Origin of the sequence: Marinobacter sp. M1C (genome assembly GCF_023314135.1) — a bacterium.
GTDB lineage: Bacteria > Pseudomonadota > Gammaproteobacteria > Pseudomonadales > Oleiphilaceae > Marinobacter.
Map to the genome: position 1 here is coordinate 3,732,156 of NZ_CP092289.1, position 22,556 is coordinate 3,754,711.

The 22,556-nt window shown below is 55.7% G+C and carries 19 protein-coding genes; 6 read left to right on the forward strand and 13 right to left on the reverse strand.

All coding sequences use genetic code 11. From position 1 onward, the window contains the following. Positions 1-48 precede the first annotated feature (48 nt). From otnI to ltnD, 4 genes are read right to left on the reverse strand one after another with little or no spacing between them, the layout of a single operon-like run. Positions 49-843, reverse strand: a complete 795-nt coding sequence (gene otnI, locus MIH19_RS17600) for a 2-oxo-tetronate isomerase (protein ID WP_249006094.1) — start codon at positions 841-843, stop codon at positions 49-51. A gap of 19 nt (positions 844-862) precedes the next feature. After that, positions 863-1,504, reverse strand: coding sequence for a 3-oxo-tetronate 4-phosphate decarboxylase (gene otnC / locus MIH19_RS17605; RefSeq protein WP_249006095.1), 642 nt, complete (start codon positions 1,502-1,504; stop codon positions 863-865). Then, positions 1,501-2,781 carry a 3-oxo-tetronate kinase gene (gene otnK / locus MIH19_RS17610; RefSeq protein WP_249006096.1) on the reverse strand — a complete coding sequence of 427 codons (1,281 nt, stop codon included), beginning with the start codon at positions 2,779-2,781 and terminating at the stop codon, positions 1,501-1,503. The genes otnC and otnK overlap by 4 nt, the downstream gene beginning before the upstream one ends. After that, a complete protein-coding gene (gene ltnD, locus MIH19_RS17615) occupies positions 2,778-3,668 on the reverse strand; it encodes an L-threonate dehydrogenase (protein WP_249009045.1) in 891 nt (296 codons plus the stop codon). Before ltnD ends, otnK begins: the two co-directional genes overlap by 4 nt. 191 nt (positions 3,669-3,859) lie before the next feature. Between ltnD and MIH19_RS17620 the strand changes: the two genes are divergently transcribed. Further along, positions 3,860-4,894 (forward strand): LacI family DNA-binding transcriptional regulator, encoded by a 1,035-nt coding sequence (locus MIH19_RS17620; RefSeq protein WP_249006097.1) that lies wholly within the window; start codon positions 3,860-3,862, stop codon positions 4,892-4,894. 288 nt (positions 4,895-5,182) lie between these two features. Here the strand turns inward: MIH19_RS17620 and MIH19_RS17625 are convergent, their stop codons facing one another. Continuing rightward, positions 5,183-6,271, reverse strand: coding sequence for an IS630 family transposase (locus MIH19_RS17625; protein ID WP_249006098.1), 1,089 nt, complete (start codon positions 6,269-6,271; stop codon positions 5,183-5,185). A gap of 148 nt (positions 6,272-6,419) precedes the next feature. Between MIH19_RS17625 and MIH19_RS17630 the strand changes: the two genes are divergently transcribed. Then, positions 6,420-7,742, forward strand: coding sequence for an IS1182 family transposase (locus MIH19_RS17630; protein WP_249006099.1), 1,323 nt, complete (start codon positions 6,420-6,422; stop codon positions 7,740-7,742). Positions 7,743-7,996: 254 nt separating this feature from the next. Here MIH19_RS17630 and MIH19_RS17635 read toward each other — a convergent pair whose 3' ends face one another. From MIH19_RS17635 to MIH19_RS17670, 8 genes are all read right to left on the reverse strand, one after another. Next, complete coding sequence (locus MIH19_RS17635) at positions 7,997-8,398, reverse strand: ribonucleotide reductase subunit alpha (RefSeq protein WP_249006100.1); 402 nt, start codon at positions 8,396-8,398, stop codon at positions 7,997-7,999. 24 nt (positions 8,399-8,422) lie between these two features. Beyond that, complete coding sequence (locus MIH19_RS17640; RefSeq protein WP_249006101.1) at positions 8,423-9,220, reverse strand: Crp/Fnr family transcriptional regulator; 798 nt, start codon at positions 9,218-9,220, stop codon at positions 8,423-8,425. Positions 9,221-9,354: 134 nt separating this feature from the next. After that, positions 9,355-10,161, reverse strand: coding sequence for a peptidylprolyl isomerase (locus MIH19_RS17645; protein WP_249006102.1), 807 nt, complete (start codon positions 10,159-10,161; stop codon positions 9,355-9,357). A 24-nt stretch (positions 10,162-10,185) separates the two neighbouring features. After that, complete coding sequence (gene narI, locus MIH19_RS17650; RefSeq protein ID WP_249006103.1) at positions 10,186-10,863, reverse strand: respiratory nitrate reductase subunit gamma; 678 nt, start codon at positions 10,861-10,863, stop codon at positions 10,186-10,188. Positions 10,864-10,883: 20 nt separating this feature from the next. Beyond that, positions 10,884-11,636, reverse strand: coding sequence for a nitrate reductase molybdenum cofactor assembly chaperone (gene narJ / locus MIH19_RS17655; RefSeq protein ID WP_007349520.1), 753 nt, complete (start codon positions 11,634-11,636; stop codon positions 10,884-10,886). Between the two features lie 10 nt (positions 11,637-11,646). Continuing rightward, positions 11,647-13,206 carry a nitrate reductase subunit beta gene (gene narH / locus MIH19_RS17660; protein ID WP_249006104.1) on the reverse strand — a complete coding sequence of 520 codons (1,560 nt, stop codon included), beginning with the start codon at positions 13,204-13,206 and terminating at the stop codon, positions 11,647-11,649. Further along, positions 13,203-16,946, reverse strand: coding sequence for a nitrate reductase subunit alpha (locus MIH19_RS17665; RefSeq protein WP_249006105.1), 3,744 nt, complete (start codon positions 16,944-16,946; stop codon positions 13,203-13,205). The genes narH and MIH19_RS17665 overlap by 4 nt, the downstream gene beginning before the upstream one ends. 124 nt (positions 16,947-17,070) lie before the next feature. Next, positions 17,071-18,396, reverse strand: a complete 1,326-nt coding sequence (locus MIH19_RS17670; protein ID WP_249006106.1) for an MFS transporter — start codon at positions 18,394-18,396, stop codon at positions 17,071-17,073. 156 nt (positions 18,397-18,552) lie between these two features. On the opposite strand from MIH19_RS17670, the gene MIH19_RS17675 reads away from it, so the two are divergent. From MIH19_RS17675 to MIH19_RS17690, 4 genes are all read left to right on the forward strand, one after another. Further along, the gene (locus MIH19_RS17675; protein WP_249006107.1) at positions 18,553-20,439 is read left to right on the forward strand and encodes an ATP-binding protein; all 1,887 of its coding nucleotides are present in this window, start codon (positions 18,553-18,555) and stop codon (positions 20,437-20,439) included. A gap of 26 nt (positions 20,440-20,465) precedes the next feature. Beyond that, the gene (gene narL, locus MIH19_RS17680) at positions 20,466-21,125 is read left to right on the forward strand and encodes a two-component system response regulator NarL (RefSeq protein ID WP_249006108.1); all 660 of its coding nucleotides are present in this window, start codon (positions 20,466-20,468) and stop codon (positions 21,123-21,125) included. A gap of 92 nt (positions 21,126-21,217) precedes the next feature. Continuing rightward, the gene (locus tag MIH19_RS17685; RefSeq protein ID WP_249006109.1) at positions 21,218-21,778 is read left to right on the forward strand and encodes an SCP2 sterol-binding domain-containing protein; all 561 of its coding nucleotides are present in this window, start codon (positions 21,218-21,220) and stop codon (positions 21,776-21,778) included. 84 nt (positions 21,779-21,862) lie between these two features. Further along, on the forward strand, positions 21,863-22,555 hold the full coding sequence (locus MIH19_RS17690; protein ID WP_249006110.1) for an MOSC domain-containing protein: 693 nt from the start codon (positions 21,863-21,865) through the stop codon (positions 22,553-22,555). Position 22,556: the final 1 nt, after the last annotated feature.

Here is a 22,556-nt window from a genome sequence, read left to right on the forward strand (position 1 = left end):
TTTCTTGCGTTCGATATGTGTTGTTGCCGGATCGATCATCGGGGCTTTTTAGGTTGTCAGCCCGTACTCTTCGCCCCAGCGCAATCCGGCCCGCGTGCTGCCGGCCGGCCGGTACTCGCACCCCACCCAGCCCTGGTAACCGAGGCTGTCCAAGTGGCTCAGAATCGACGGATAATTCACTTCACCCGAATCTGGTTCATGCCGCTCGGGGACGCCAGCAACCTGGATGTGGCCGATGTGTGGGAACTGGGCTTCCAGATTCCGGATCAGGTCACCCTCAGTGATCTGGCAATGGTAGATATCAAACTGCACTCGCAGGTTATCTGCCCCAACACGCGCCAGTATGTCCGCTGCCTGGGCTTGGCGTTGCAGGAAAAATCCGGGCATATCGCGACCATTAATGGGTTCAATCAGCAGGGTCTTGCCGACTTTGGCCAGTTTCCCGGCGGCGTAGCGCAGGTTTTTTACGTAGGTCATCAGGTACGCCTCGCAAACCTCATCGGTCGCGTCCGCCGGCATCAGGCCAGCCATGGCGTGCACTTGCGGACAATTCAGTGCCTCGGCGTAATGAATGCCCTGAGTCACGGAATCGCGAAACTCCTGCTCACGCCCGGGCAAACTTGCAAGGCCTCGCTCGCCGGCTTCCCAATTCCCCGGTGGCAAGTTAAAAAGCACCTGGGTTAGTTTATTCTTATCCAGCGCGGCTCTCAGCTCATTGGCTTCGAACTCATAGGGGAAGAGATACTCGACACCACGAAAACCCGCTGCGGCGGCAGCCGAGAAACGTTCAATAAACTTATGCTCGGTGAACAACATACTTAAGTTAGCGGCCAGTCGTATCATGTCGAGTCCTTTAACAATTTCAGCTGCGAGGAAAGCGCGCTTCCAGCTCCTGGATCTGGTCGTCGGTTAGGCAACGGGGATTCTGGCCCCGCAGCAGCAAGAAAAGCTTTGCGGTTTCTTCAAGTTCTTCGGTGGCATAAACCGCAGCTTCCAGCGACTTGCCCGCCACTACCGGGCCGTGATTGGCCAGCAACACGGCACTGTGCTGACCCGCCAAGCCCTTCACCGCATCACCCAGGGTTACATCTCCGGGAATGTGATATGGCACCAGCGGTAACTTGCCAACTCGCATTACGTAATAAGCGGTCAAGGGCGGAATACAATCGTGAGGATCAACATCCGGTAGGCAGGAAACCGCCACCGAATGGGTTGAGTGTAGATGTACAATGGCACCTGATTGCGGCCGTTCTCCATACATGGCCTGATGCAAAAAACTTTCCTTGGTGGGGAGATCTCCTGCCACCAGTTGGCCATGACGATCCAGCTGTGAGATGCGAGCTGGATCAAGCCACCCTAGGCAAGCATTGGTGGGAGTCATTAGCCAACCGCCATCGTCCAGACGCACGCTGATATTGCCACTGGAGCCCATCGTCAAGCCCCGATCAAATAGAGATTTGCCATAGCGTGTGATGTCGTCGCGCAGGGAGTTGATAGAGCTCATAACAACACCTCAAACGCCCGTGAAAAGAAATCGACACCGCCAAAATTACCGGACTTGAGCGCCAGTGATAGCGGTGCCTGCCGGTCGCGAAGGCGGGTCTGAGTCCAGGGCACACCCGGGTCAATCTGGTCACCGATGCGCAGTTCACGAATACCAAGGGCTGACACCACAGCGCCGGAAGTCTCACCCCCTGCAATCAGTAAACGGCCTGCGCCCTCAACGACAAGCTCGCTGGCGATCACCCCCAGCGCCCGCTCAACGCACTCACCAGCGACCGCGACCCCCAACTGATCTTGGGCTTGACGGACCTTATCCGGCGTTGCGGAAGCATAAATCAGTACCGGCGCTGTTCCGCCAAGTCGCTGAAGGGCAAAATCCACAGCCTGACAGATTTGAGTGTCGTCTTTGGCCAGTGCGAGCGGATCGAGAGCAAAACCCTCATAACGGGTCAGGAAGTGTTCGATCTGCATCAGAGTCGCCCGTGCGCAGCTACCCGACAGCACCAGCGCACCACCGCTGGCCGGCTCAAGGCGGCCAGCCTGATCCACGGTGTCAAGCCAGCCCAGTCGGCGATACTCAAAGGGTAATGTCTGACCAAGGCCGGAGCCACCCGTGACCAGCGGCAGCTCCACCACCACGGCAGCCAAGGTCGCAAGATCGGTCTCGTCGAGCGTGTCGCAAATTACGTGGCGCACGCCTTGCGCCGCGAGCGCTTCCAGGCGATCCCGCGAGGCCTCAACACCCGCAGCCAAGTCCGACCTGGCCAGCAGACCGACACTATGGTCAGTCTGACGCGACAGGGTGCGCACGAGATCCGCATCCCGCATCGGGTTGAGCGGGTGATGTTCCATTCCGCTATCGTTGAGTAGCCGGTCACCGACAAACAGGTGGCCCTGGTAAACCGTACGGTTGTTGGCTGGAAACGCGGGCACCATAACCGTTTGTTTGGCCTCCAGTCGCTCCAACAATGCATCCGAGACTGGGCCAATATTGCCGACGTCGGTTGAGTCAAAGGTGGAGCAGTACTTGAAATAAATCTGTCGGGCGCCTCGCGCTTGCAGCCAGGCCAGCGCAGCTAATGAGTTGTCGACACCCTCGCGCACCGGGCACGAGCGGGACTTGAACGCCACCACCACGGCGTCGATATTCTCAAGTACCAAATCAGGCCCAGGTATTCCAATAACTTGCAGTGTCCGCATCCCGGCACGGACCAGGTTGTTGGCCAGATCCGTTGCGCCGGTGAAGTCGTCAGCGATTGCCCCCAATACCAGGCTCATTCAGCAGTCTCCTTATCCGGCGCCGCCTTGGCTGTCGGCAGTTCAATTCCGGACAATCTCTCGTAGACCTTGATCACGGCGGAGTCGTCTTCGCGGCCCAAGCCGAGACCGCTAGCCGCCGTGAACTGCTGAAGCGCACTCGCGGCGATCGGCATCGCCAGCGTCAGTTCACGACCGGTCTGATGCACGATGTTCAGATCCTTGACGAAAATGTCGACGGCGGATAACGGGGTGTAGTCGCCCTTAATGATGTGGGGTACGCGATTTTCAAACATCCAGGAGTTACCGGCAGAATGGGTAATGACCTCGTACAACGTGCTGGCGTCGATCCCCATACGCATGCCCAGCGCCATTGCTTCAGCCGCCGCAGCAATATGAACACCGGCCAGATGCTGGTTGACCAGTTTGACGCTGGAACCGGCACCCGCGCTGTCACCCAACCGGTACACCGTTGCGGACATCGCATCCAGTACGCTTTCACCCTTGGCGTAGGCATCGGAGCCGCCGGAGGACATTACCGACAGTTGCCCAGCCCTTGCCTTGACAGTGCCTCCGCTGACAGGGGAATCCAGCATCAGCAGATCTAACTCTGCCAAGCGAATGCCCAGCGCCTGAGCGTAACTGGGGGCAACGGTCGCACACTGCATCACCAGACTACCCGGCGCCAGCTTGGCCGCCAGGCCATCCGCACCAAACAACACAGATTCAACCTGCTCGGCATTCACCACCAGCAGCACGATTATGTCGCACTCGGCGGCCAGCTCAGCAGGTGAGGCCACGCTCCGTCCACCCTTTGCCGCGAACACGTCGCGCGCGCTGACGGAAATGTCGCACCCTATCACAGAAAGCCCGGCCTCCAGCATGGCCAGAGCAGAGCCCATCCCCATGGCACCCAACCCAACGACACCGATGACTGAATTGTTGTTTGGCACTTAAATGATCCCTCTCAGTGGCGTGGCAGTTCCATCGTGAAGAGCTTTAGCAAGCCGCAAAAAACGATGCTTAATCATTAAATGTTAGCGCTAACATCAGTATTAAATTATTCTACGTATCGAAGCAATAGCAAGGAAGAAATTAAGTGCCAGCGTCCAGCAAAAAATCCAGGCGACATCGCAAAAGCGTTATGCAACCAACCATTGCGGATGTCGCTCTGGAGGCCCAAGTGTCGGCAATTACGGTTTCGCGGGTCATAAACTCGACCGGTTCCGTGCGCCCAGCAACGCGGGAGCGGGTTGAGGCGGCGATTGACAAGGTCGGATACGTCCGCAATATGCTTGCCGGGAGCCTGGCATCAGCCAGTTCCCGTTTCATTGCAGTCATCGTACCTTCGTTGTCCAACATCGTGTTTATCGAAGTGATTAGTGGTCTGCAGAGTGAGTTCGAAAAACAGGGCTATCAGATCCTATTGGCCAACACCGACTACAACCTTGACCGTGAGTGCCAACTGGTCAGGACGTTTCTGGGCTGGTCGCCGTCGGCCGTGGTAATCACCGGTTTGCGTCACAACGCCGCCTGCCAGCGGATACTGGAAGAATGGGACGGTCCGATTGCTGAAATCATGGAATTGGGTGATGCCATAGATCTTAACATCGGGCTTGATCATCGAGCGGCTGGGCGCTGTATGGCGCGCTACCTGCTGGAGAAAAAACATCGGAATATTGTTTATGTGGCTGCTCAGATAGCACAAGACTACCGTGCCGGATTACGCTATGAAGGCCACAAGGCGGAGCTTGAGGCCGTTGGTCTGAACGCACCGCTGTTCGATATGAATCATTTGGGCCAATTTGAAACCGGTGCTCGCTCGCTCGATATGGTGCTCGCCGATTATCCGGACGCCACAGCCATTCATTTTGCCAATGACGACCTTGCCACCGGTGCGCTGTTGCACGCCCAGCGTCAAGGTATCCGGGTGCCTGAAACCATTGCCATCGCTGGTTTTAACGGGCTGCAAATCGGGCAGCATGTCACCCCACCATTAACCACTATAATTTCGCCTCGCCGGACGATTGGTCGCGCGACCGCTGAACATGTCATTGCTCGAATTGAAGGTCGGCATCTCCAAAATAATCAGACCGATGTCGGGTTTGAGATGTCGATTGGTGACAGCGCTTAGAACAGTTGCCATATCGTCATCAACTCAAGCCGCTTAAGGCCGGTCCCAATGTCGCCGTGTTAAATGATCGATGGAAGAACCGAAAAACGATTGCTCTCGAATTGTACCTTGGACAACGCAATTGGTCAGAGCCTGAGCTCACTGCCCGAGAACCATTGCTTCAACGCGTCCAAACTGCGCGGCGTTTGACTGGCGGCGCAGGTCGCAGAGTATCAGCTTCTGCAACACCAATTGTTCGCGATTTTTGAAGTCGGCTCTTAGTTACGACAGATTACGCTCTAGTGTCCCTTAACAGAAGTCCGTTTGTTTATTGAGTTTGTCTGATAATCTGGCGATTGACTCAATAATCTGATCGGCAGATTTATGCCATTCAAAGGGTTTCGGGTCTTCATTGTAAATCTTCAGATAGTCTTTGATCGAGCTCTCAAGCTCTCGTGTGCTGCGATGTGAATTTCGTTTAATCCAGCGCTCTGAAATCAGCCCAAAGAACCGCTCGACTTGATAGATCCAGGACGCTGAAGTCGGCGTGAAATGCACGTGATAGCGAGGCCTCGCGGCAAACCAGGCGCGCACCTTTGCCGTTTTGTGCGTCCCGTAATTGTCCATGACTAGATGAACGTCCATATCGTGCGGAACCGCGCGATCAATCTCTTTTAAAAAGGCCAGGAACTCCGTTGCACGGTGTCGGCGATGAAGCCTGCCGATCACTTCCCCGGTCGCTATATCAAGTGCCGCGAACAGCGTTGTGGTGCCGTGTCGGACGTAATCATGTGTTCTGGTTTCCGTGTGCCCGAAGGACAGGGGTAGCGCTGGCTGAGTTCGATTGATGGCTTGTATCTGACTCTTCTCATCAACACACAGCACCAACGCCTTCGTTGGCGGGTTCATGTACAAGCCAACGATATCGTGAACCTTGGCTACAAAATGGGGGTCGGTAGACAGCTTGAAGGTATCATGGCGATGTGGCTTCAAACCGAAAGCCCGCCAGATTCGACTCACCGACATAGCGCTCAATCCGGCCTCTTTTGCCATCAGGTTAGTCGACCAGTGGGTAGCATTTTTTGGCTTTTCCCTGAGCGTTTTATTAATTAAATCAGTAACCTTTTGATCATTTATGGTTCGAGGCCGACCGGTTCTGGGCGCATCAGTCAGGCCTGCAACCCGGCGCGCCTTGAAACGATTTCGCCACTTATTCACCGTTTCGGAGGTCACCCCAACGCGGTCACCGACGACACTGCCCGGAAGGCCTTCAGTACTTAGCAGAATGATGCGCGCTCGCAACTGTTCAGCGGCAGGCATGCGTTGTCGCCGCAACCACGACTCCAGCTCCTCTCGTTCAGAGTCACTAACTTCAAGGGGTCTAGCTATCCGCGCCATGAGCACCTCTCCTGTGTCTGTTTGTCAGATTATACAGGACAGAATAATTATCTATACGAATTTTTGTTAAGGAACACTAGGAGTCTGCGCGGTAGAAACGTTGTTATGACATAATAGGCGGACTTTCTCGAACGGCGGAATAGATGTGATGGGAACGAGTTTTCGACCTTATTCGCCAGATCAGGAGTTGTTGCTGCCGGCCAGTCTTAACGAATGGCTGGCCGAAGGCCATCTGGCCTACTTCATTAGTGACGTTGTCGAAGAACGGGACGTAAGCGCATTTTACGCTCGCTACGAAGGAGACGGGCGCCGTAAGTCGCCTTTCGATCCGCGCACGATGCTGAAAGTCCTGATCTATGCTTACGCAAACAGTGTTTTTTCCTCCCGTAAGATTGCCAGGAAGTTGGAAGAAGACGTGGCCTTTCGCGTGCTGGCGGCCGACAATTTCCCCAGGCATCGAACCTTGTGCGATTTCCGCAAACAGCACTTGGGTGCGTTCAGAGAGGTGTTTGTTCAGGTAATCCAGATTGCCCGGGAGGCGGAGCTGATTCGTCTGGGAACGCTGGCGATTGATGGCACCAAGATAAAGGCGAATGCCAGCAAGCACAAGGCCATGAGCTACGGGCGTATGCAAGAGGAAGAAGCCCGCTTGTCGAAAGAAGTGGATGAACTCTGTGGCCAGGCTCGGGCTGTGGATGAAGCAGAAGACGAGCAATTTGGTCCGGCACAGCGGGGCGATGAATTGCCGGAAGAGCTGCAACATCGCCAGTCGCGGTTAAGCAAGATCCGGGCAGCGAAAGCCAAACTGGAAGCGGAGCAGGCGCAAGCCGATGACGCGAAAGGCCGGCATCCGGATGACGAACGGCGATCGCCTCGTGGTGGGCATAACTTCAAACGGGACTATGGCGTTCCGGACGACAAAGCTCAGAGCAATTTTACCGATCCCGAAAGCCGCATCATGAAAACCAGTACCGGGTTCGAGCAATGTTACAACGGCCAGCTGGCTGTCGATGGCGATTTCCAGATTATCGTTGCCAACCATCAAGGCAACAACGCCAACGACAATGGGCAACTATTGCCCGTATTAACGGACGTTGAAGCGAGACTGCAAGCTCAACCTGAACGCTGTCTGGCGGATGCCGGTTACCGCAAGGAGAGCGATTTTCAGGCCTTGGAGGCGCAAGGGATCGATGGCTATATTTCCTTGGGGCGAGCAAGCAAAACAATCGACAAAATCGACCGGAACCGGTATCCCGCGACCGCCCGCATGGCGCAGAAACTCTCAACACCGGATGGCAAGGCCTGCTACTCACAACGTAAGCACCTTGTTGAAGCGGTGAACGGTTGGATCAAGAACATTCTGGGCTTCCGCCAGTTCAGTATGCGGGGGCTTGCGGCGAAAGGCGAATGGGATCTGGTCTGTCTTGCATTGAACCTGAGGCGTATGAGGCCTCTGGTGCGCTTCGACTAGAAGCCTGGGGGTTCCTCTCGGCGCTTAATCGAGTCTAGACGAGGCCAGCGCTATCAGTGCAAGTGCTCCATTGGCCATATTTTGAAGCGAAGCGAATCATTACAGGCCGCCGCTCTGAAATAAGGCGACTTGAAGCGGCGGGATGGACTTGGAGAGCCGTCCAGAAAACTTCTACCGCGCAGACTCCTAGGAGGCTATTGATACCGCTCTATCTCTGATTAGCGCTGATGGCGGACGGCCATCAGCGCCTACAGCTAACCCAGGCTAACGGCTTCACCACTGGAGTCCAAAGGCAAGTAATTGCCAACGTGGCCCATACGAATGCTTTCGACCATCATGGTTATGGGCTGCTGTGTTTCGTCGCTGGACGGAGGAACGCCGCCACGGCCAGACATAGCCGCCACAAATACAACATCCCATTTCTCGCCGGTGCTGCGGGACTCCTCCACCAATTGACTGAAATTTGCGACTTCGGCAGGTGTCTTATCCACGCAGATAATCGGCGTAAGTGCCCCACCCTCGCCTCGCTTAAACGCTGCGCGTTCGTCGGCATTGGCATCGTCTGGCAATTCGGCGCGGCAAAACACAAACAAAAGGCGCTGGGGTTCGTGTTCCTGTTTGGTAGCGGCAATCAATTCGCGGTAATTGCTGATCATTTCATAAATCCTTGTAAATATTGACTATTGGCTTATCTGAATCAGCTTGCTCGGGTCTGAAATAAACACCCGGCTGCGATTTACCCGCACCAGTCCGTTGGATTTCAGGTCGGCCAGAATGCGCGAAAAAGTTTCCGGCTGCATGGCAAGGCGCGATGCCACCAGGCATTTGGGCAGTGGCAATTCCACTTCACCACCCTGCTCGCTGCCTTCTGGCAACAAATCGACTAAATAGCGAATCAGGCGATCGCGGGCGCTCTGCACGGTCATGATTTCCAGATCGTGAAAACGAGTCACTGCGCGCATAGCGTAGTGGCGCAAAGCGGCTTGGGTATAGCTGTGATTGGTGTCCAGCAAGTCTTGATACGCTTTCACCGGAATCATCAGCACTTCGCTGTTTTTCAGGGCTTCGGCGTAACAGGCGTAGCGGGCGGGATCGGCGTATATCATCACTTCGGCAATGCAGTCGCCTGGCGCGATGCTGTCCAGAGTGCGGTCGATGCCTGATGCATCCAGCCGGTACAAGCGCAAACGGCCGGACAACACAAAGAAGAAGTGGTGGGCCGGCATGTCCTGGCGATACAGCAACTGGTGATGGCCCAACCGCAAGCGGCGGGCATGATGCAGAAGCTCTTGCAGGTCGTCTTCTGCCAGAGCGCTGAACATGGCGTGGCTACGCAAAAGCGCCAGGCTGTCTTCGTGGTCACCAGGCTTAACCGCCACCAGAACCGGTTTTGAGTAGTTCATGGGGGTGTCCTGCGTGCGAGTATCGGCAGCCTGTATCAGCGCCATGGCGGCATCCTCTTTAGCGTGTTCATGCATTCATAATCTATGTATGAATACTAGAGGGATCGACTGCAAAAATCGCTCCCTCTTAGGAGGTAACCCATTAGCATCGCGGCCCGCACTGTTTCCAGCCAGGCCGCACATATTGCTTTTAAAATCTGCAACCGGATCTATTGCATCAGTGGTGAATCCGGCAGTTCCAGGTCAACCCCTTCAACACCGGCTTCGGCCGCCAGCACCTGCAAGTACTGGCGGCAAGCGCGGCGGGTCACACTTTCGCTCAGATACTGGCGGATTTTTGGTTTTACATGCTCGTAAGGCAATGGCTGGCCATCAATGCGCTGGTCTACGCGCACAATGTGGTAGCCGTAACGGGTTTCGATCAGCTCGGAATGCAGGCCTTCCTTCAAATTCAGCACCGGGCGCTCAAACTCGTCGACGGTCTGGCCTTTGCTGATCTGCCCGAGGCTGCCGGCTTGATGGCGAGATTCGCAAGCTGAATACTGCTTTGCCAGGTCGTCGAACCGTGAACGACCTTCAAACAACGCTTTCAGCAATTGATCCCCTACTTCTTCCTGGCGCATAAGCTCGGCCACGTCATCCGGTGCTGCCGCCAGCAATATGTGGCTCACGGCCATCACCACCGGGCTGCAAAACCGCCTGGGATTGGCGTTAAAGAAGCGTTCGCAGTCCTGCTCTGTCGGGTCTGGAACACCCAGCTCTGACTCAAGCACTTTGGCGATACGGTCTTCTTCACCCAGATCTTCAGGCAGCTTCAAACGCTTTGCCTGGTCTAGCAGCAATTGACGTATTACTAGGCTTTTGGCGGCGTCGTGCCAGGCGGTAGCGGCTTCATCGGCGGGGTGATACTGCATTTCCCGCGCTATGTCGTCTTCGTTGATCAGCGTATCGCCAACATAAACCGGCGGAAACCGGTTTCTGGGTTGTTCGGCATCACCAGTAGGAATCAATTGCATGGTATTACCCTCTTCACGATGGACCTAAACCCGCTTACGCACCACTTGGTACCTGCGGCCGAAATACTCCAGTGGCACGCTCAGCATGTGCACCAGACGGCTGAACGGAAAGAGTACAAAGATCGTCAGGCCCAAGAAAATATGAGTCTTGTAGATCCAGTGCACACCGGCAATGTGCGACGCGGCATCACCCTGGAAGGTCAGAATGCCTTGGGCCCAAGATGCCAGCAGCAACATGGTGCTGCCATCCAAATGGCTCAATGTGGGGTAAATGGTCAGCATGCCCAGCGCAACCTGAACCATCAGTATCACAATGATCATATTGTCGGAGAAGGAGCTGCTGGCTTGAACCCGAGGATTGGTCAGGCGGCGAACCGCCAACGCGACACCACCGATCAACGCCATGATTCCGGCGATGCCGCCCACGACAATCGCCATTACCTGTTTGGTGCCGGCGCTCATAAAGGGCTCATAGACAAAGTGCGGCGTTAACAGGCCCACCAGGTGACCAAAGAAAATCACCAGTACACCCACGTGGAACATCACGCTGGCCCACACCATGTTTTTCTTGCTCAGAATCTGGGTGGATTGAGCGCGCCAGGTAAACTGGCTGTTATCGTAGCGGGCCCAGGTGCCAACCAACATAATCAGAATGGCAATGTACGGATAAATCCCGAACACCAGTGTATTTAAATAGGACATTGTTCTCTCCTCCTACGCGCTCAGGCGTTACTCACCGGTTGTTGAGCCGGGCGAGGTGTGACATCCGCCATCAGCTGGTCGCTCAAGTGAATGGTCTGAGTTTGCTCCAATTCACGGCGGCGCTGACCTACCACGCCACCGGTGCTGCAGGAGCTGCCCTGATCATCCACAAACTTCACCATTTCCTCTTCCCACACTTTGTCCAGCGCTTCGGGGGTGTCGTCGCGCTCTTCCGAGGCCACAATCTTCGCCAGTTCCTTGCGGTCGGTTTTGCGGCCAGACAGTTCAAGCAGCGAATCCATAATTCCGTGGTACACGCTTTCACGCTGGTAAAGCCTCTCACCCAGCAAGCCCAAAATGTGGTGAATATCTTCCAGCCAGTTTTTGATCTCTTCCCATGGCCGGGTAGACAGGTATTCCATGAACAACGGCAGGTAATCCGGCAGTTCGCGGGCATCAATCTCCAGACCGTTGGTTTTGTATTGCTCCATCAGGTCTACCATCGCCTGCCCGCGATCGCGGGATTCGCCGTGCACGTGCTCGAACAACAGCAAGGACGTGGCGCGGCCCCGGTCAAAGGTGGCTACGTAGCTTTCCTGCAAGTCCAGCAGATTGCCGTCGCAAAGCATGTCAATGCAGCGCAGCAGCTGCTCTTTGTTTTTCCGCGGCAAACGGCTGTCTTCCAGCACCGCAGCCGTCAATTCATCGCGGCCACGCTGCAGATCGGCGTTCGGGTATTCCAGCAACAGCGCCATCACTTTTAGAATTTTCATAATCTGCTCCTCAATCCTGCAGCTGTTTCGGGTCAACCTGTTTCACCGTGGTCAGTTTTTGCACCATGGTGGTGGTCTGGCTTTTGCCGCCGAACATGTTGAATTCACTGCTACTGCCGCTACAGCCGTCGCCAAAGCTGAAACCACAACCACCGCGCTCGGGGAAGGCTTCTTTGGCCATTTCGCGATGACCGGTGGGAATCACGAAGCGGTCTTCGTAATTGGCAATGGCTAGGTAGCGGTACATTTCATCCGCCTGGGCTTTGGTCAGCCCGGCTTCTTCCAGTGCCCGCAGGTCTTCCACGCCGTCTACGGTTTCAGCACGCTTGTACAAGCGCATGGCCATGATGCGTTTTAGCGCACGTACGATGGGCTTTTCGTCACCGGCGGTGAGCAGGTTGGCCAAGTACTTCACTGGAATGCGCAGGCTTTCGATTTTCGGCAGTACGCCGTCAAACTCGACCTGGCCGGCTTCGGCGGCTGACTGAATCGGGCTCAGGGGCGGCACATACCACACCATGGGCAGAGTGCGGTATTCCGGGTGCAACGGCAGGGCCAGTTTCCACTCAACCGCCATCTTGTACACCGGGCTGCGCTGGGCCGCGTCGATCACATTCATTGGCACGCCGTCTTTCGTCGCCTGCTCGATCACTTTTGAATCAAACGGGTCGAGGAAGATTTCCAGCTGCTTCTCGTACAGTTCGTGCTCGCCGGGGGTACTGGCTACTTCTTCGATCCGGTCAGCGTCATACAGCAGCACGCCCAGGTAGCGAATCCGGCCTACGCAGGTTTCCGAACACACGGTGGGCATACCGGCTTCAATCCGTGGGTAGCAGAAGATGCACTTCTCGGATTTACCGGTTTTCCAGTTGAAGTAAATTTTCTTGTACGGACAGCCGGATACACACATGCGCCAGCCGCGGCACTTGTCCTGATCGATCAGCACAATGCCGTCTTCTTCCCGCTTGTAGATGGCGCCGCTGGGACAGCTGGCCACACAGGTGGGGTTCAGACAGTGCTCGCACAGACGCGGCAGGTACATCATGAACGTGCTTTCAAACTGGCCGTAAATGTCGGCCTGAATCTGGTCGAAGTTTTTATCCTTGCGACGCTTGGCAAACTCGGTGCCCAGGATTTCTTCCCAGTTCGGGCCCCACTCGATTTTGTCCATGCGCTTGCCGGTGATCAGCGACCGCGGCCGTGCAACCGGCTGGTGTTTGCTATCGCCTGCGGTGTGCAGGTGCTGATAGTCGAAATCGAACGGTTCGTAGTAGTCGTCAATTTCCGGCAGATCCGGGTTGGCGAAAATGTTCGCCAACACCCGGAACTTGCCACCGATGCGGGGGCGGATTTTGCCGCTAGGGTCGCGTAGCCAACCGCCTTTCCACTTGTCCTGGTTTTCCCACTCTTTCGGGTAACCAATACCGGGCTTGGTTTCAACGTTGTTGAACCAGGCGTACTCCATGCCTTCACGGCTGGTCCAGACGTTTTTACAGGTCACTGAACAGGTGTGGCAACCAATGCACTTATCCAGGTTCAGCACCATGCCTACTTGGGAACGGATTTTCATTTCACACTCTCCTGAACAGTGTCGCTGCCCTCGCCATCAAGCCAGTCAACGTTCTTCATTTTGCGCACTACAACGAACTCGTCGCGGTTGGAACCCACGGTGCCGTAGTAGTTGAAGCCGTACGAGAACTGGGCATAGCCACCAATCATGTGAGTGGGCTTCGGGCACACCCGGGTAACCGAGTTGTGAATACCACCGCGGCTGCCGGTAATTTCCGAGCCGGGAATATTCACAATGCGCTCCTGAGCGTGGTACATCATCACCATGCCCGGCATCACCCGCTGGCTAACCACCGCCCGCGCTGACAAAGACCCGTTGGCGTTGAACACTTCTATCCAATCGTTGTCTTCCACACCTATATCGCGGGCGTCGTCTTCACTAAGCCACACAATGGGGCCGCCACGAGACAGGGTCAGCATCAGCAGGTTGTCGCTGTAGGTACTGTGTATACCCCACTTCTGGTGCGGTGTAAGGAAGTTCAACGCCTTCTCCGGGTTGCCGTTGGGCTTGGCGTTCAGCAGCGGTGCCGCCGCTTTGGTGTTGATGGGCGGGCGATACACCAGCAGGCTTTCACCAAAGGCGCGCATCCATTCGTGATCCAGGTAGAACTGCTGGCGGCCGGTCAGCGTGCGCCAGGGAATCAGCTCGTGCACGTTGGTGTAGCCTGCGCTGTAGGACACATGCTCGTCTTCCAGGCCAGACCAGGTCGGGCTGGAGATGATTTTGCGCGGCTGCGCCACTATGTCGCGGAAGCGGATTTTTTCGTCTTCCTTGTTCAGTGCCAGGTGCGTGTGATCCAGCCCGGTGAATTCAGACAACGCAGCCCAGGCTTTCACAGCGACCTGGCCATTGGTTTCCGGAGCCAGGCTCAGAATCACTTCACAGGCATCAATGGCCGTGTCAATTTTCGGCCGGCCCGCATTAGCGCCTTCAAGGTGTTTGTGGTTCAGCTCACCCAGAAACGCCACTTCTTTTTCGGTGTTCCAATTGATGCCTTTGCCACCGTTACCCAGCTTGTCCAGCAGGGGCCCAAGGGACGTAAAGCGCGCGTAAGTGTTCGGGTAATCGCGCTCAACGGTCATGAAGTTGGGCGCGGTTTTACCCGGAATCAGCTCGCACTCGCCTTTTTTCCAGTCTTTTACATCGAACGGCTGACCCAGTTCAGCGGGTGCGTCGTGCAACAGCGGTACGGTAACCACGTCTTTCTGGATACCCAGATGACCTTCAGACGCCTTGGAGAATGCCTTGGCAATGCCTTTGTAGATTTCCCAGTCGCTGCGGGATTCCCACGCCGGATCTGTAGCCGCGGTCAGCGGGTGAATGAACGGGTGCATATCCGAGGTATTCAGGTCGTCTTTTTCATACCAGGTAGCGGTAGGCAGAACGATGTCGGAATACAGGCAGGTGGTGGACATGCGGAAGTCCAGGGTTACCAGCAGGTCCAGCTTGCCTTCCGGCGCTTTGTCGTGCCACTTCACTTCTTGCGGCTTGACGCCACCGTCGTGACCCAGATCTTTGCCCTGCAAACCACTCGTCGTACCCAGCAGGTACTTCAGCATGTACTCGTGGCCCTTGCCGGAAGAACCCAACAGGTTGGAACGCCAGATGAACATATTGCGCGGGTGGTTTTCCGGGGCTTCCGGATCTTCCGAGGCAAACGCCAGTGAGCCGTCCTTCAAGGACTGAGTCACGTACGCTGGCACGTCCATACCGGCGCTTTCCGCTTCGGCGGCAATGCCCAGCGGGTTACGGTTAAACTGCGGCGCAGACGGCAACCATCCCATACGCTCGGCGCGTACGTTGTAGTCGATCAGGCTACCACCGAATTTGGACTTGTCCGCCAGCGGCGACAAAATCTCGCTTACGTCCAGTTTCTCATAGCGCCACTGACCAGAGTGGGCGTAGAAGAAGGATGTACCGTTCATCTGGCGTGGCGGGCGCTGCCAATCCAGGCCGAAGGCCAAAGGCTGCCAGCCGGTCTGTGGGCGCAGTTTTTCCTGACCTACATAGTGGGCCCAACCGCCACCGCTCTGGCCCACGCAACCACACATGACCAGCATGTTGATCAGCGCGCGGTAGTTCATGTCCATGTGGTACCAGTGGTTCATGCCGGCACCCACGATGATCATGGAGCGACCATTGGTTTTGTGAGCAGTCTCGGCAAATTCACGGGCGATGCGCGTCACTTTGTGAGCGGGTACGCCGGTGATCTTTTCCTGCCAGGCGGGTGTGTACGGCTTGATCTGATCGTAGTCGGTAGCGCCGTCGTCTTCACCCAGGCCACGGCTGATGCCGTAGTTGGCGATCATCAGGTCGTATACGGTGACGACTAAAGCTTCTTCGCCGTCTGCCAGTTCAATTTTTCGGCTGCCCAGCTTGTGGGTCAGGGTGTCGCTGATCTCAACGGATTTGAAATGCTCGTGCTTGATGCCGCCAAAATACGGAAAGGCAACGTCCACAATTTCGTCGTGCTTTTCAACCATCGACAACTGCAGATTTACATCTTCTGTTTTTGCAGTTTGCTTCAGATTCCACTTGCCTTTTTGACCCCAGCGGTAACCGATAGAGCCGTTTGGCGCGGTTAGCTGGTTGGTAATTTCATCAATGGCAATGGTTTTCCACTCGGGGTTGTTCTCTTCGCCCAGTCCGCCCACCAGATCGCTGGCGCGCAGGAACCGGCCCGGCACGTAACGGCCGTCTTCCATTTTGTCGAGCTTCACCAGGTACGGCATGTCGGTGTAGCGGCGCACGTAATCGGTAAAGTAGGCGCTGGGATTATCAACGTGAAACTCTTTCAGAATCACGTGGCCCATAGCCATACCCAGCGCGGCGTCGGTGCCTTGCTTGGGGTTCAGCCACTCATCAGACAACTTCGCAACTTCGGCGTAATCCGGAGTGATGGCAACGGTTTTGGTGCCTTTGTAGCGCACTTCGGTAAAGAAGTGGGCATCCGGAGTACGGGTTTGCGGAACGTTGGAGCCCCAGGCAATGATATAGCTGGAGTTGTACCAGTCTGCGGATTCAGGAACGTCGGTTTGCTCGCCCCAGGTTTGTGGGGAAGCCGGCGGCAGGTCGCAGTACCAGTCGTAGAAACTCAGGCACGTGCCGCCAATCAGCGACAGGTAACGGCTACCCGCGGCGTAAGACACCATCGACATCGCAGGAATCGGTGAGAAGCCGATGATGCGGTCCGGGCCGTGTTTTTTGGCGGTGTACACGTTAGACGCTGCAATCAGCTCGTTCACTTCGTTCCAGTCGGAACGCACAAAACCGCCCAAACCGCGGCGTGGCTTGTATTCAGCGGTTTTCTTTGGGTCTTCCACAATCGAGGCCCAGGCATCCACCGGGTCGTTGAACTGAACGCGGGCGGCGCGCCAGAGCTGCATCAGATGCTTGCGCATCAGTGGATACTTCAGGCGGTTAGCACTGTACATGTACCAGGAATAGCTGGCGCCACGAGGGCAACCACGAGGCTCGTGGTTAGGCAGATCCGGGCGGGTACGGGGGTAATCGGTTTGCTGGGTTTCCCAGGTGACCAGACCGTTTTTAACGTAGATTTTCCAGCTGCAAGAGCCTGTGCAGTTTACGCCGTGGGTAGAGCGCACAATTTTGTCGTGCTGCCAGCGCTGGCGATAGCTGTCTTCCCAGTCACGGTTTTCGGTATGGGTTTCGCCGTGGTCGCCAGAAAAGGATTCACGCTTTTTGCTGAAGTAGCTCAGCTTGTCGATCAAATGACTCATGGTCTCTCTCTCCGTTTGCCGGATCGCATTAACGATTTGAGACCATTGTGTGACAACCCAATAGCGAAAGCAGCGTGGTTACTACCTCTTAACCAGCCCCTACCACCAGGGGGGTAGACGGCACCTAGACCACTCGGGGCTCTGCGAGCGAGAGCTTGCGGCGCTCACGCCGCCGGGTGTTTCGGGCGAACAATAAAATACAGGCTGCCAGCATCACGAACAGCAGCATGAACACGGCAGAACGCACATTCAGCCAGGCGTTGATGGCGGCGAATACAATGGGCAACACGAATGCCACAGCGAACGCACCCAGCAGCAAAACGCCCGCCATTACCGCAGCCGCTTCGCGGCTTGCCAGAATAATCATCCGCTGCAGAGCACCAATAGCCGAGCCCAGGGCGGCTCCGAGCACAGTCATTACACCGGCTTCCCACACCCGCGGCAGCAAAAGTTCTAGATGATAAGAGCGCCCCACACCTTGTACCGAGAGAGTCATCGGTGGGTAAGACAACACAAATAGCGCCGCCAGCGCCAACAGCAATGCCCATATAACGACCCGGCTGCTACCTAAACGATCGGCCAGCGCACCGCCCGCAATCTGTGCCAGAGCGCCCGGCAATACAAACCACAAAGCCCGATGCGCACCCAGGCCTACTGGCAGGCCCGAACGTGCTGACAGGTAATCCGGCAGCCACAGGGCCAATGCGAAAAAACTGCCGGCAATAATGGAAAAATAACCACACAAATTCCAAACCCCTGGCGCACAGCATTTGCGCCAGGTCGCGGCATTGCTCGCAAAGGATGCGGTTTGGTCGTCGGGCTCGGTGAGCATCAGAAACAGTGCCAATATCAGCAGCAGCACAATGACATAAGCCAGAGGAACACCTTGCCAGGAGTAGGCCTGGTGCAGAAGTGGCACCAGGTAATAATTGAAACCGGCGCCGGTAATACCCGCACCAAACACACCCAACACCAGCCCGAGCCGTTGCGGTCGGCAATGAATGGTTACAAATTGCAGACCCGCACTGTAAAAACCACCGGCCAGGCCTAAACCACCAGCGGCGAGAATATAACCAGCAAAACTATCGGCAAAGAACACCAGCGCCATACTTAACGCCAGGCCTGTAAGGCACCACAACATGACTTTCCTGGCACCCCACATACCCGCAAACAGTCCTGCCGGGACCGCTAGCAATGCACTCACCGCCATCGGCATTGCCAGTAACAGGCCAAACTGAAGTTCATTCAGCTGAAACTCGCTACGCAGAGTCACTCCGACCACTGCGAAGAGAGTCCAGCAGGCAGCCGCAATAATGAAACCGGCCAGCGCTAGCGGTAACACTAATAATAAAGATGCATAGCGCTCTTCACCCCGTTCGTCATCCGATTCGATGCTGTCGGCCGATAGCTGTAAAGCTCGGATTTCGGACGGTCCTGGCCCCACACTCATGGCGTTATCCTGTTGGCGGACGTGCCTTTGAGTGTCCTACTTTGCCTGTCCGGCGGTCAAAGACTATGATGGCTTAATAACCTCGTGGGTAGCTGTCTATCCGTAAAGAGGTAGATGGCATTTATCGATATCCACTCTCCACCTCACAAATGCCCTATGACCTCCAAAAGCTCACTAGTAAATCGAATTGCAATCGCTGTTGGCGCGGTGGTACTCACCGCCATTGTCAGTATGGGGGTCACCCTTGGGGTATCACAAAGCATTGCCGGTAACGCCACCGCCATAAACCTGACGGGCACTCTGCGTATGGGCGCGTATCAGTTGTTGGCGCAGGTAGCGCGACTGGAAGACCAGAATACCGCCAATGGGCGCCAGGCCCTTGACCAGATGGTAAGCCTCTACAATCAGCGCCTGGTCCACGCTGATATTGTCCAGTCATTACCACTCACAACAGATCACCCGCTGGCGCAACGCTACCGCGACGTAGTCAACCAGTGGAATTCCAGCGTCGGCCCCATGCTGGCACAACACCGGCCCGGAGGCCCGCTAACAGGCTCGATGATTAACACCACTCAAAGCTACGTGGACAATGTCGATGTGCTGGTGTCTATGCTTGAACATCGCACCGAAGCCCGCATCCGCCTGCTGGACCTGATACAGGTGATCAGTCTGGTGTTCGCTATCCTGATCGTATTGGCGTTGTTTCTGGACTTGAAAAAGCGAGTTCTACGGCCGCTACGAAAACTGGTGAGCATTGCCGAATCCGTGAGCAAGCAAGATTTTTCCCGCAAGGCCGAGCTGCGTGGCTCTGATGAGCTGGCGCAGCTCGGGTCGGCGTTTGACCAGATGACCAGCGAGCTGGCGCTCACTTACTACGAACTGGAAAGTAAGGTCCAAGCCAAAACCGAAGAGCTGGAGAAAAGCCACGCTGCGCTCGAATTACTGCATTCGTCCAGCCGCACTCTGTTTGCGAATCACAGCTTGTGCGATGGTGCAGTGCCCATGTTGAAGCAGCTGGAGCAGATGCTCGGCATAGGCCCTATCAACCTGTATCTGCACGATAAAGCTTCCGCAGAGCCGGTTCAAGCCGTCACTACTGCTACAATGGTGCGCCCATTTTACTGCCGCGATCACAGCTGCAGCGCCTGCCTGGTGACCGAAGAGGAACACGACGAGCTGCCAATGCCCGGCAATGACGGCCGCCGTTTGCTCCTGCCCATTCGCACCCCTGGCCAACTGCTGGGCACACTGGAGGTCTGGTACCCGGCCTCACAAGAGTTGTCTAAAACCGCACGAAGGCTGCTGGAAACTCTCAGCGATCAGCTGGCCACAGCCATATTTCTGGAGCGGCAAATTACCGAAGAACAACAGCGGACGCTGACCGAAGAACGCACCGTTATTGCCCGCGAGCTCCACGATTCCCTGGCCCAGTCTTTGTCATACCTTAAAATCCAGGTTACTCGATTGCGCAGAATGAACATGGACGGCCCACAAAAAACCGGTTATGACGCGGTATTGGACGAACTGAGCACAGGTTTAAGCAGTGCCTATCGTCAGTTGCGGGAACTGTTAGCGACCTTTCGCTTGAAGCTGGACACACCGGACCTTGGCGCCGCACTGCGCCAGACCGTGCACGAGTTTTCTGAACGCATGGCCAAACCCGTCAATCTGGTGTACAAACTGCCCGCACAGACGCTGTCGCCCAATGAAGAAATTCACACGCTTCAAGTTGTGCGCGAAGCGTTGGCCAACGCGGTCAAGCACAGCAAGGCCGAAGCGGTGTGGGTCGACGTCAGTTTCGAGTCTCCGCAGGTTAAGGTTAAAATTCGTGACAACGGTCGCGGGTTACCCGATTCAGACCAGCCAGAGAACCATTACGGCATGATCATTATGCAAGACCGTGCCCGCTCACTGGGCGGCCAGCTAAAGGTCGCCAATCATCCGCAAGGAGGAGTAGAAGTGAGTTTGCATTTTATTCCCCACGCCCGGAACCTGATCCCGGTTAAACCGGCCAATATCCCGCAAACCGCGGATTTCAATTGACGGTTTACCCACATAAAGAGAAAGCCATGTGTGATACACCTGCAAGCATACTGTTGATAGATGATCACCCTTTATTGCGCAAGGGCATCAAGCAACTGATCGAAATGGAACCGGATCTTGAGGTAGCAGGCGAGGCCAGCAATGCGACGGACGGCGTGCGCATTGCTCTGGAACTGGAACCAGACCTGATCCTGATGGATTTGAATATGCCGGATGTGAGCGGTATAGAAGCCTTGCGGCAGCTACGAGCCCACAACATCAGCTCGCGCATTATTATGTTCACCGTGTCAGACCAGCAAGACGATGTGGTTGAAGCATTACGCGCTGGTGCCGACGGCTATCTTCTAAAAGATATGGAACCGGAGGATATGATTAAACAGCTGCACCAGGCCGCCGTAGGAAAGCTGGTCATCAGCGAACGCCTTACCTCCCTGCTGGCAGACGCACTGCGCAATAACAAATCGCAACAGCCGGCGCGGCCAGACTTCGACAGCCTGACGCCAAGGGAAAAAGACATTCTGAAGCTCATCGCCGAAGGTCTGTCTAACAAGATGATCGGCCGCAAGCTGGATATCAGCGACGGCACGGTCAAAGTGCACGTGAAGCACTTGCTAAAAAAACTCAATTTGCGGTCGCGGGTGGAAGTCGCGGTGTGGGCTGTTGAAGAGGGTCTGCACAAGAGCTGAGCGATATCAACGCGGCACGGGCCAGCCTTGGTTAATGTAGGGGTTTCCATACGTGCCCTTAGCGGCGTGTTTGACCAACAACGGAGACACTCATGGCCCTGCACATGCCAACCTTTTTGCCGCGCCCCTCATTATCTGCATTCAATACGCTGCCAGGCATATCCCGTGTGCAGGCCGCAAGCCAAAAACTGGTCGCTAACCCGTTAATGACCGATTCACTGGCGCTGCTGAACGAGTATCTACCCTCGCCTTCTCCGTTATTGGCCGCTATTGATCATCGTATTCCGCTGGTGTTAAAACAGCTGATCATCGAAGCGCCGTTGAATGGGTTGTTTGCCGAAGCCATTGCCGACGGCGAGTTTGATGATTTTGAAGGGCACAGAATTCGCCTGGAGCTGAATGGCGGTCAGCCCGGTGTCACTTTTGGGTTCTGGGCGGGCAGGCTGCGCATTGTAAACGGCCCAGGTGAGGCGACCATTCGGGGTTCTCTGAGCGCTTTCAAAACCTTGGCCGAACGGAATCAGGACCCAGACCAGCTGTTTTTCCAACGCCGCCTGGTGATTGAGGGCGACACCGAACTGGGCCTGGCACTGAAAAATCTGTTGGACAGCCTGGAGTGGAAACTTAATATCCGCCAATTGCTTTTCTTCTGAAACCTTTTGCTGCTGGCAGCCATATCAAATCCGTGCCGCCCTATGGGATGGCGCCCCCGGTTTACGAAGTTTAGGAGGTTTTGCATGGCAAAATGCATTGTGATCAGGCAACTCAGGATTGGCAGGCTGGAACAGCTTGCGGGTACCGAAATGCTAACGGGCATACACAAACGGGAGATAGATTCCGCCTATCTGAATGCCAGTGGCCTAAGCGATGACCAGCAGGGTGACAAGCGCCACCACGGCGGTGCTGAAAAAGCGTTGCATCATTTTGCCTCAGACCATTATGCCCGGTTACGGCGCAAGCTCCCTGTTCCAGCCTCAGAGCATTGCCAGCCTGGTGCTTTTGGCGAAAACCTGGTGACTGACGGACTTACCGAATTCGATGTTTGCGCCGGAGATATTTTTGAGCTTGGAGAGGCCATCATTCAGGTATCCCAGCCGCGCCAACCCTGCTGGCGGCTGAACCTGCGCTTTGGCATACCGGATATGTCCCGCCGACTGCAAAACAGCCTTAGAACAGGGTGGTACTACCGGGTTCTGCAGCCCGGCATGATCAGCAACGGAGACACGCTGATACTCAAGGAGCGGCCCCATGAAGACTGGACGCTTAGCCGGGTATTGTCCGTGCTTTATGAAAACACCATGGATCAGTACGCCCTTACAAACATGGCGGAGATGAAAGAGCTCTCCCCCAACCTTCGCCAGCTCGCGAAACAACGCCTTGAAACACAACAGGTCGAAGGCTGGGAGAGACGGTTATTTGGTTGCAGGTAAC

Coding starts and splice junctions, on each gene's coding strand:
- otnI (WP_249006094.1), bottom strand. CDS start 843: ATGATACGACTGGCCGCTAACTTAAGTATGTTGTTCACCGAGCATAAG.
- otnC (WP_249006095.1), bottom strand. CDS start 1,504: ATGAGCTCTATCAACTCCCTGCGCGACGACATCACACGCTATGGCAAA.
- otnK (WP_249006096.1), bottom strand. CDS start 2,781: ATGAGCCTGGTATTGGGGGCAATCGCTGACGACTTCACCGGCGCAACG.
- ltnD (WP_249009045.1), bottom strand. CDS start 3,668: ATGGGGATGGGCTCTGCTCTGGCCATGCTGGAGGCCGGGCTTTCTGTG.
- MIH19_RS17625 (WP_249006098.1), bottom strand. CDS start 6,271: ATGGCGCGGATAGCTAGACCCCTTGAAGTTAGTGACTCTGAACGAGAG.
- MIH19_RS17630 (WP_249006099.1), top strand. CDS start 6,420: ATGGGAACGAGTTTTCGACCTTATTCGCCAGATCAGGAGTTGTTGCTG.
- MIH19_RS17635 (WP_249006100.1), bottom strand. CDS start 8,398: ATGATCAGCAATTACCGCGAATTGATTGCCGCTACCAAACAGGAACAC.
- MIH19_RS17640 (WP_249006101.1), bottom strand. CDS start 9,220: ATGCATGAACACGCTAAAGAGGATGCCGCCATGGCGCTGATACAGGCT.
- MIH19_RS17645 (WP_249006102.1), bottom strand. CDS start 10,161: ATGCAATTGATTCCTACTGGTGATGCCGAACAACCCAGAAACCGGTTT.
- narI (WP_249006103.1), bottom strand. CDS start 10,863: ATGTCCTATTTAAATACACTGGTGTTCGGGATTTATCCGTACATTGCC.
- narJ (WP_007349520.1), bottom strand. CDS start 11,636: ATGAAAATTCTAAAAGTGATGGCGCTGTTGCTGGAATACCCGAACGCC.
- narH (WP_249006104.1), bottom strand. CDS start 13,206: ATGAAAATCCGTTCCCAAGTAGGCATGGTGCTGAACCTGGATAAGTGC.
- MIH19_RS17665 (WP_249006105.1), bottom strand. CDS start 16,946: ATGAGTCATTTGATCGACAAGCTGAGCTACTTCAGCAAAAAGCGTGAA.
- MIH19_RS17670 (WP_249006106.1), bottom strand. CDS start 18,396: ATGAGTGTGGGGCCAGGACCGTCCGAAATCCGAGCTTTACAGCTATCG.
- MIH19_RS17675 (WP_249006107.1), top strand. CDS start 18,553: ATGACCTCCAAAAGCTCACTAGTAAATCGAATTGCAATCGCTGTTGGC.
- narL (WP_249006108.1), top strand. CDS start 20,466: ATGTGTGATACACCTGCAAGCATACTGTTGATAGATGATCACCCTTTA.
- MIH19_RS17685 (WP_249006109.1), top strand. CDS start 21,218: ATGGCCCTGCACATGCCAACCTTTTTGCCGCGCCCCTCATTATCTGCA.
- MIH19_RS17690 (WP_249006110.1), top strand. CDS start 21,863: ATGGCAAAATGCATTGTGATCAGGCAACTCAGGATTGGCAGGCTGGAA.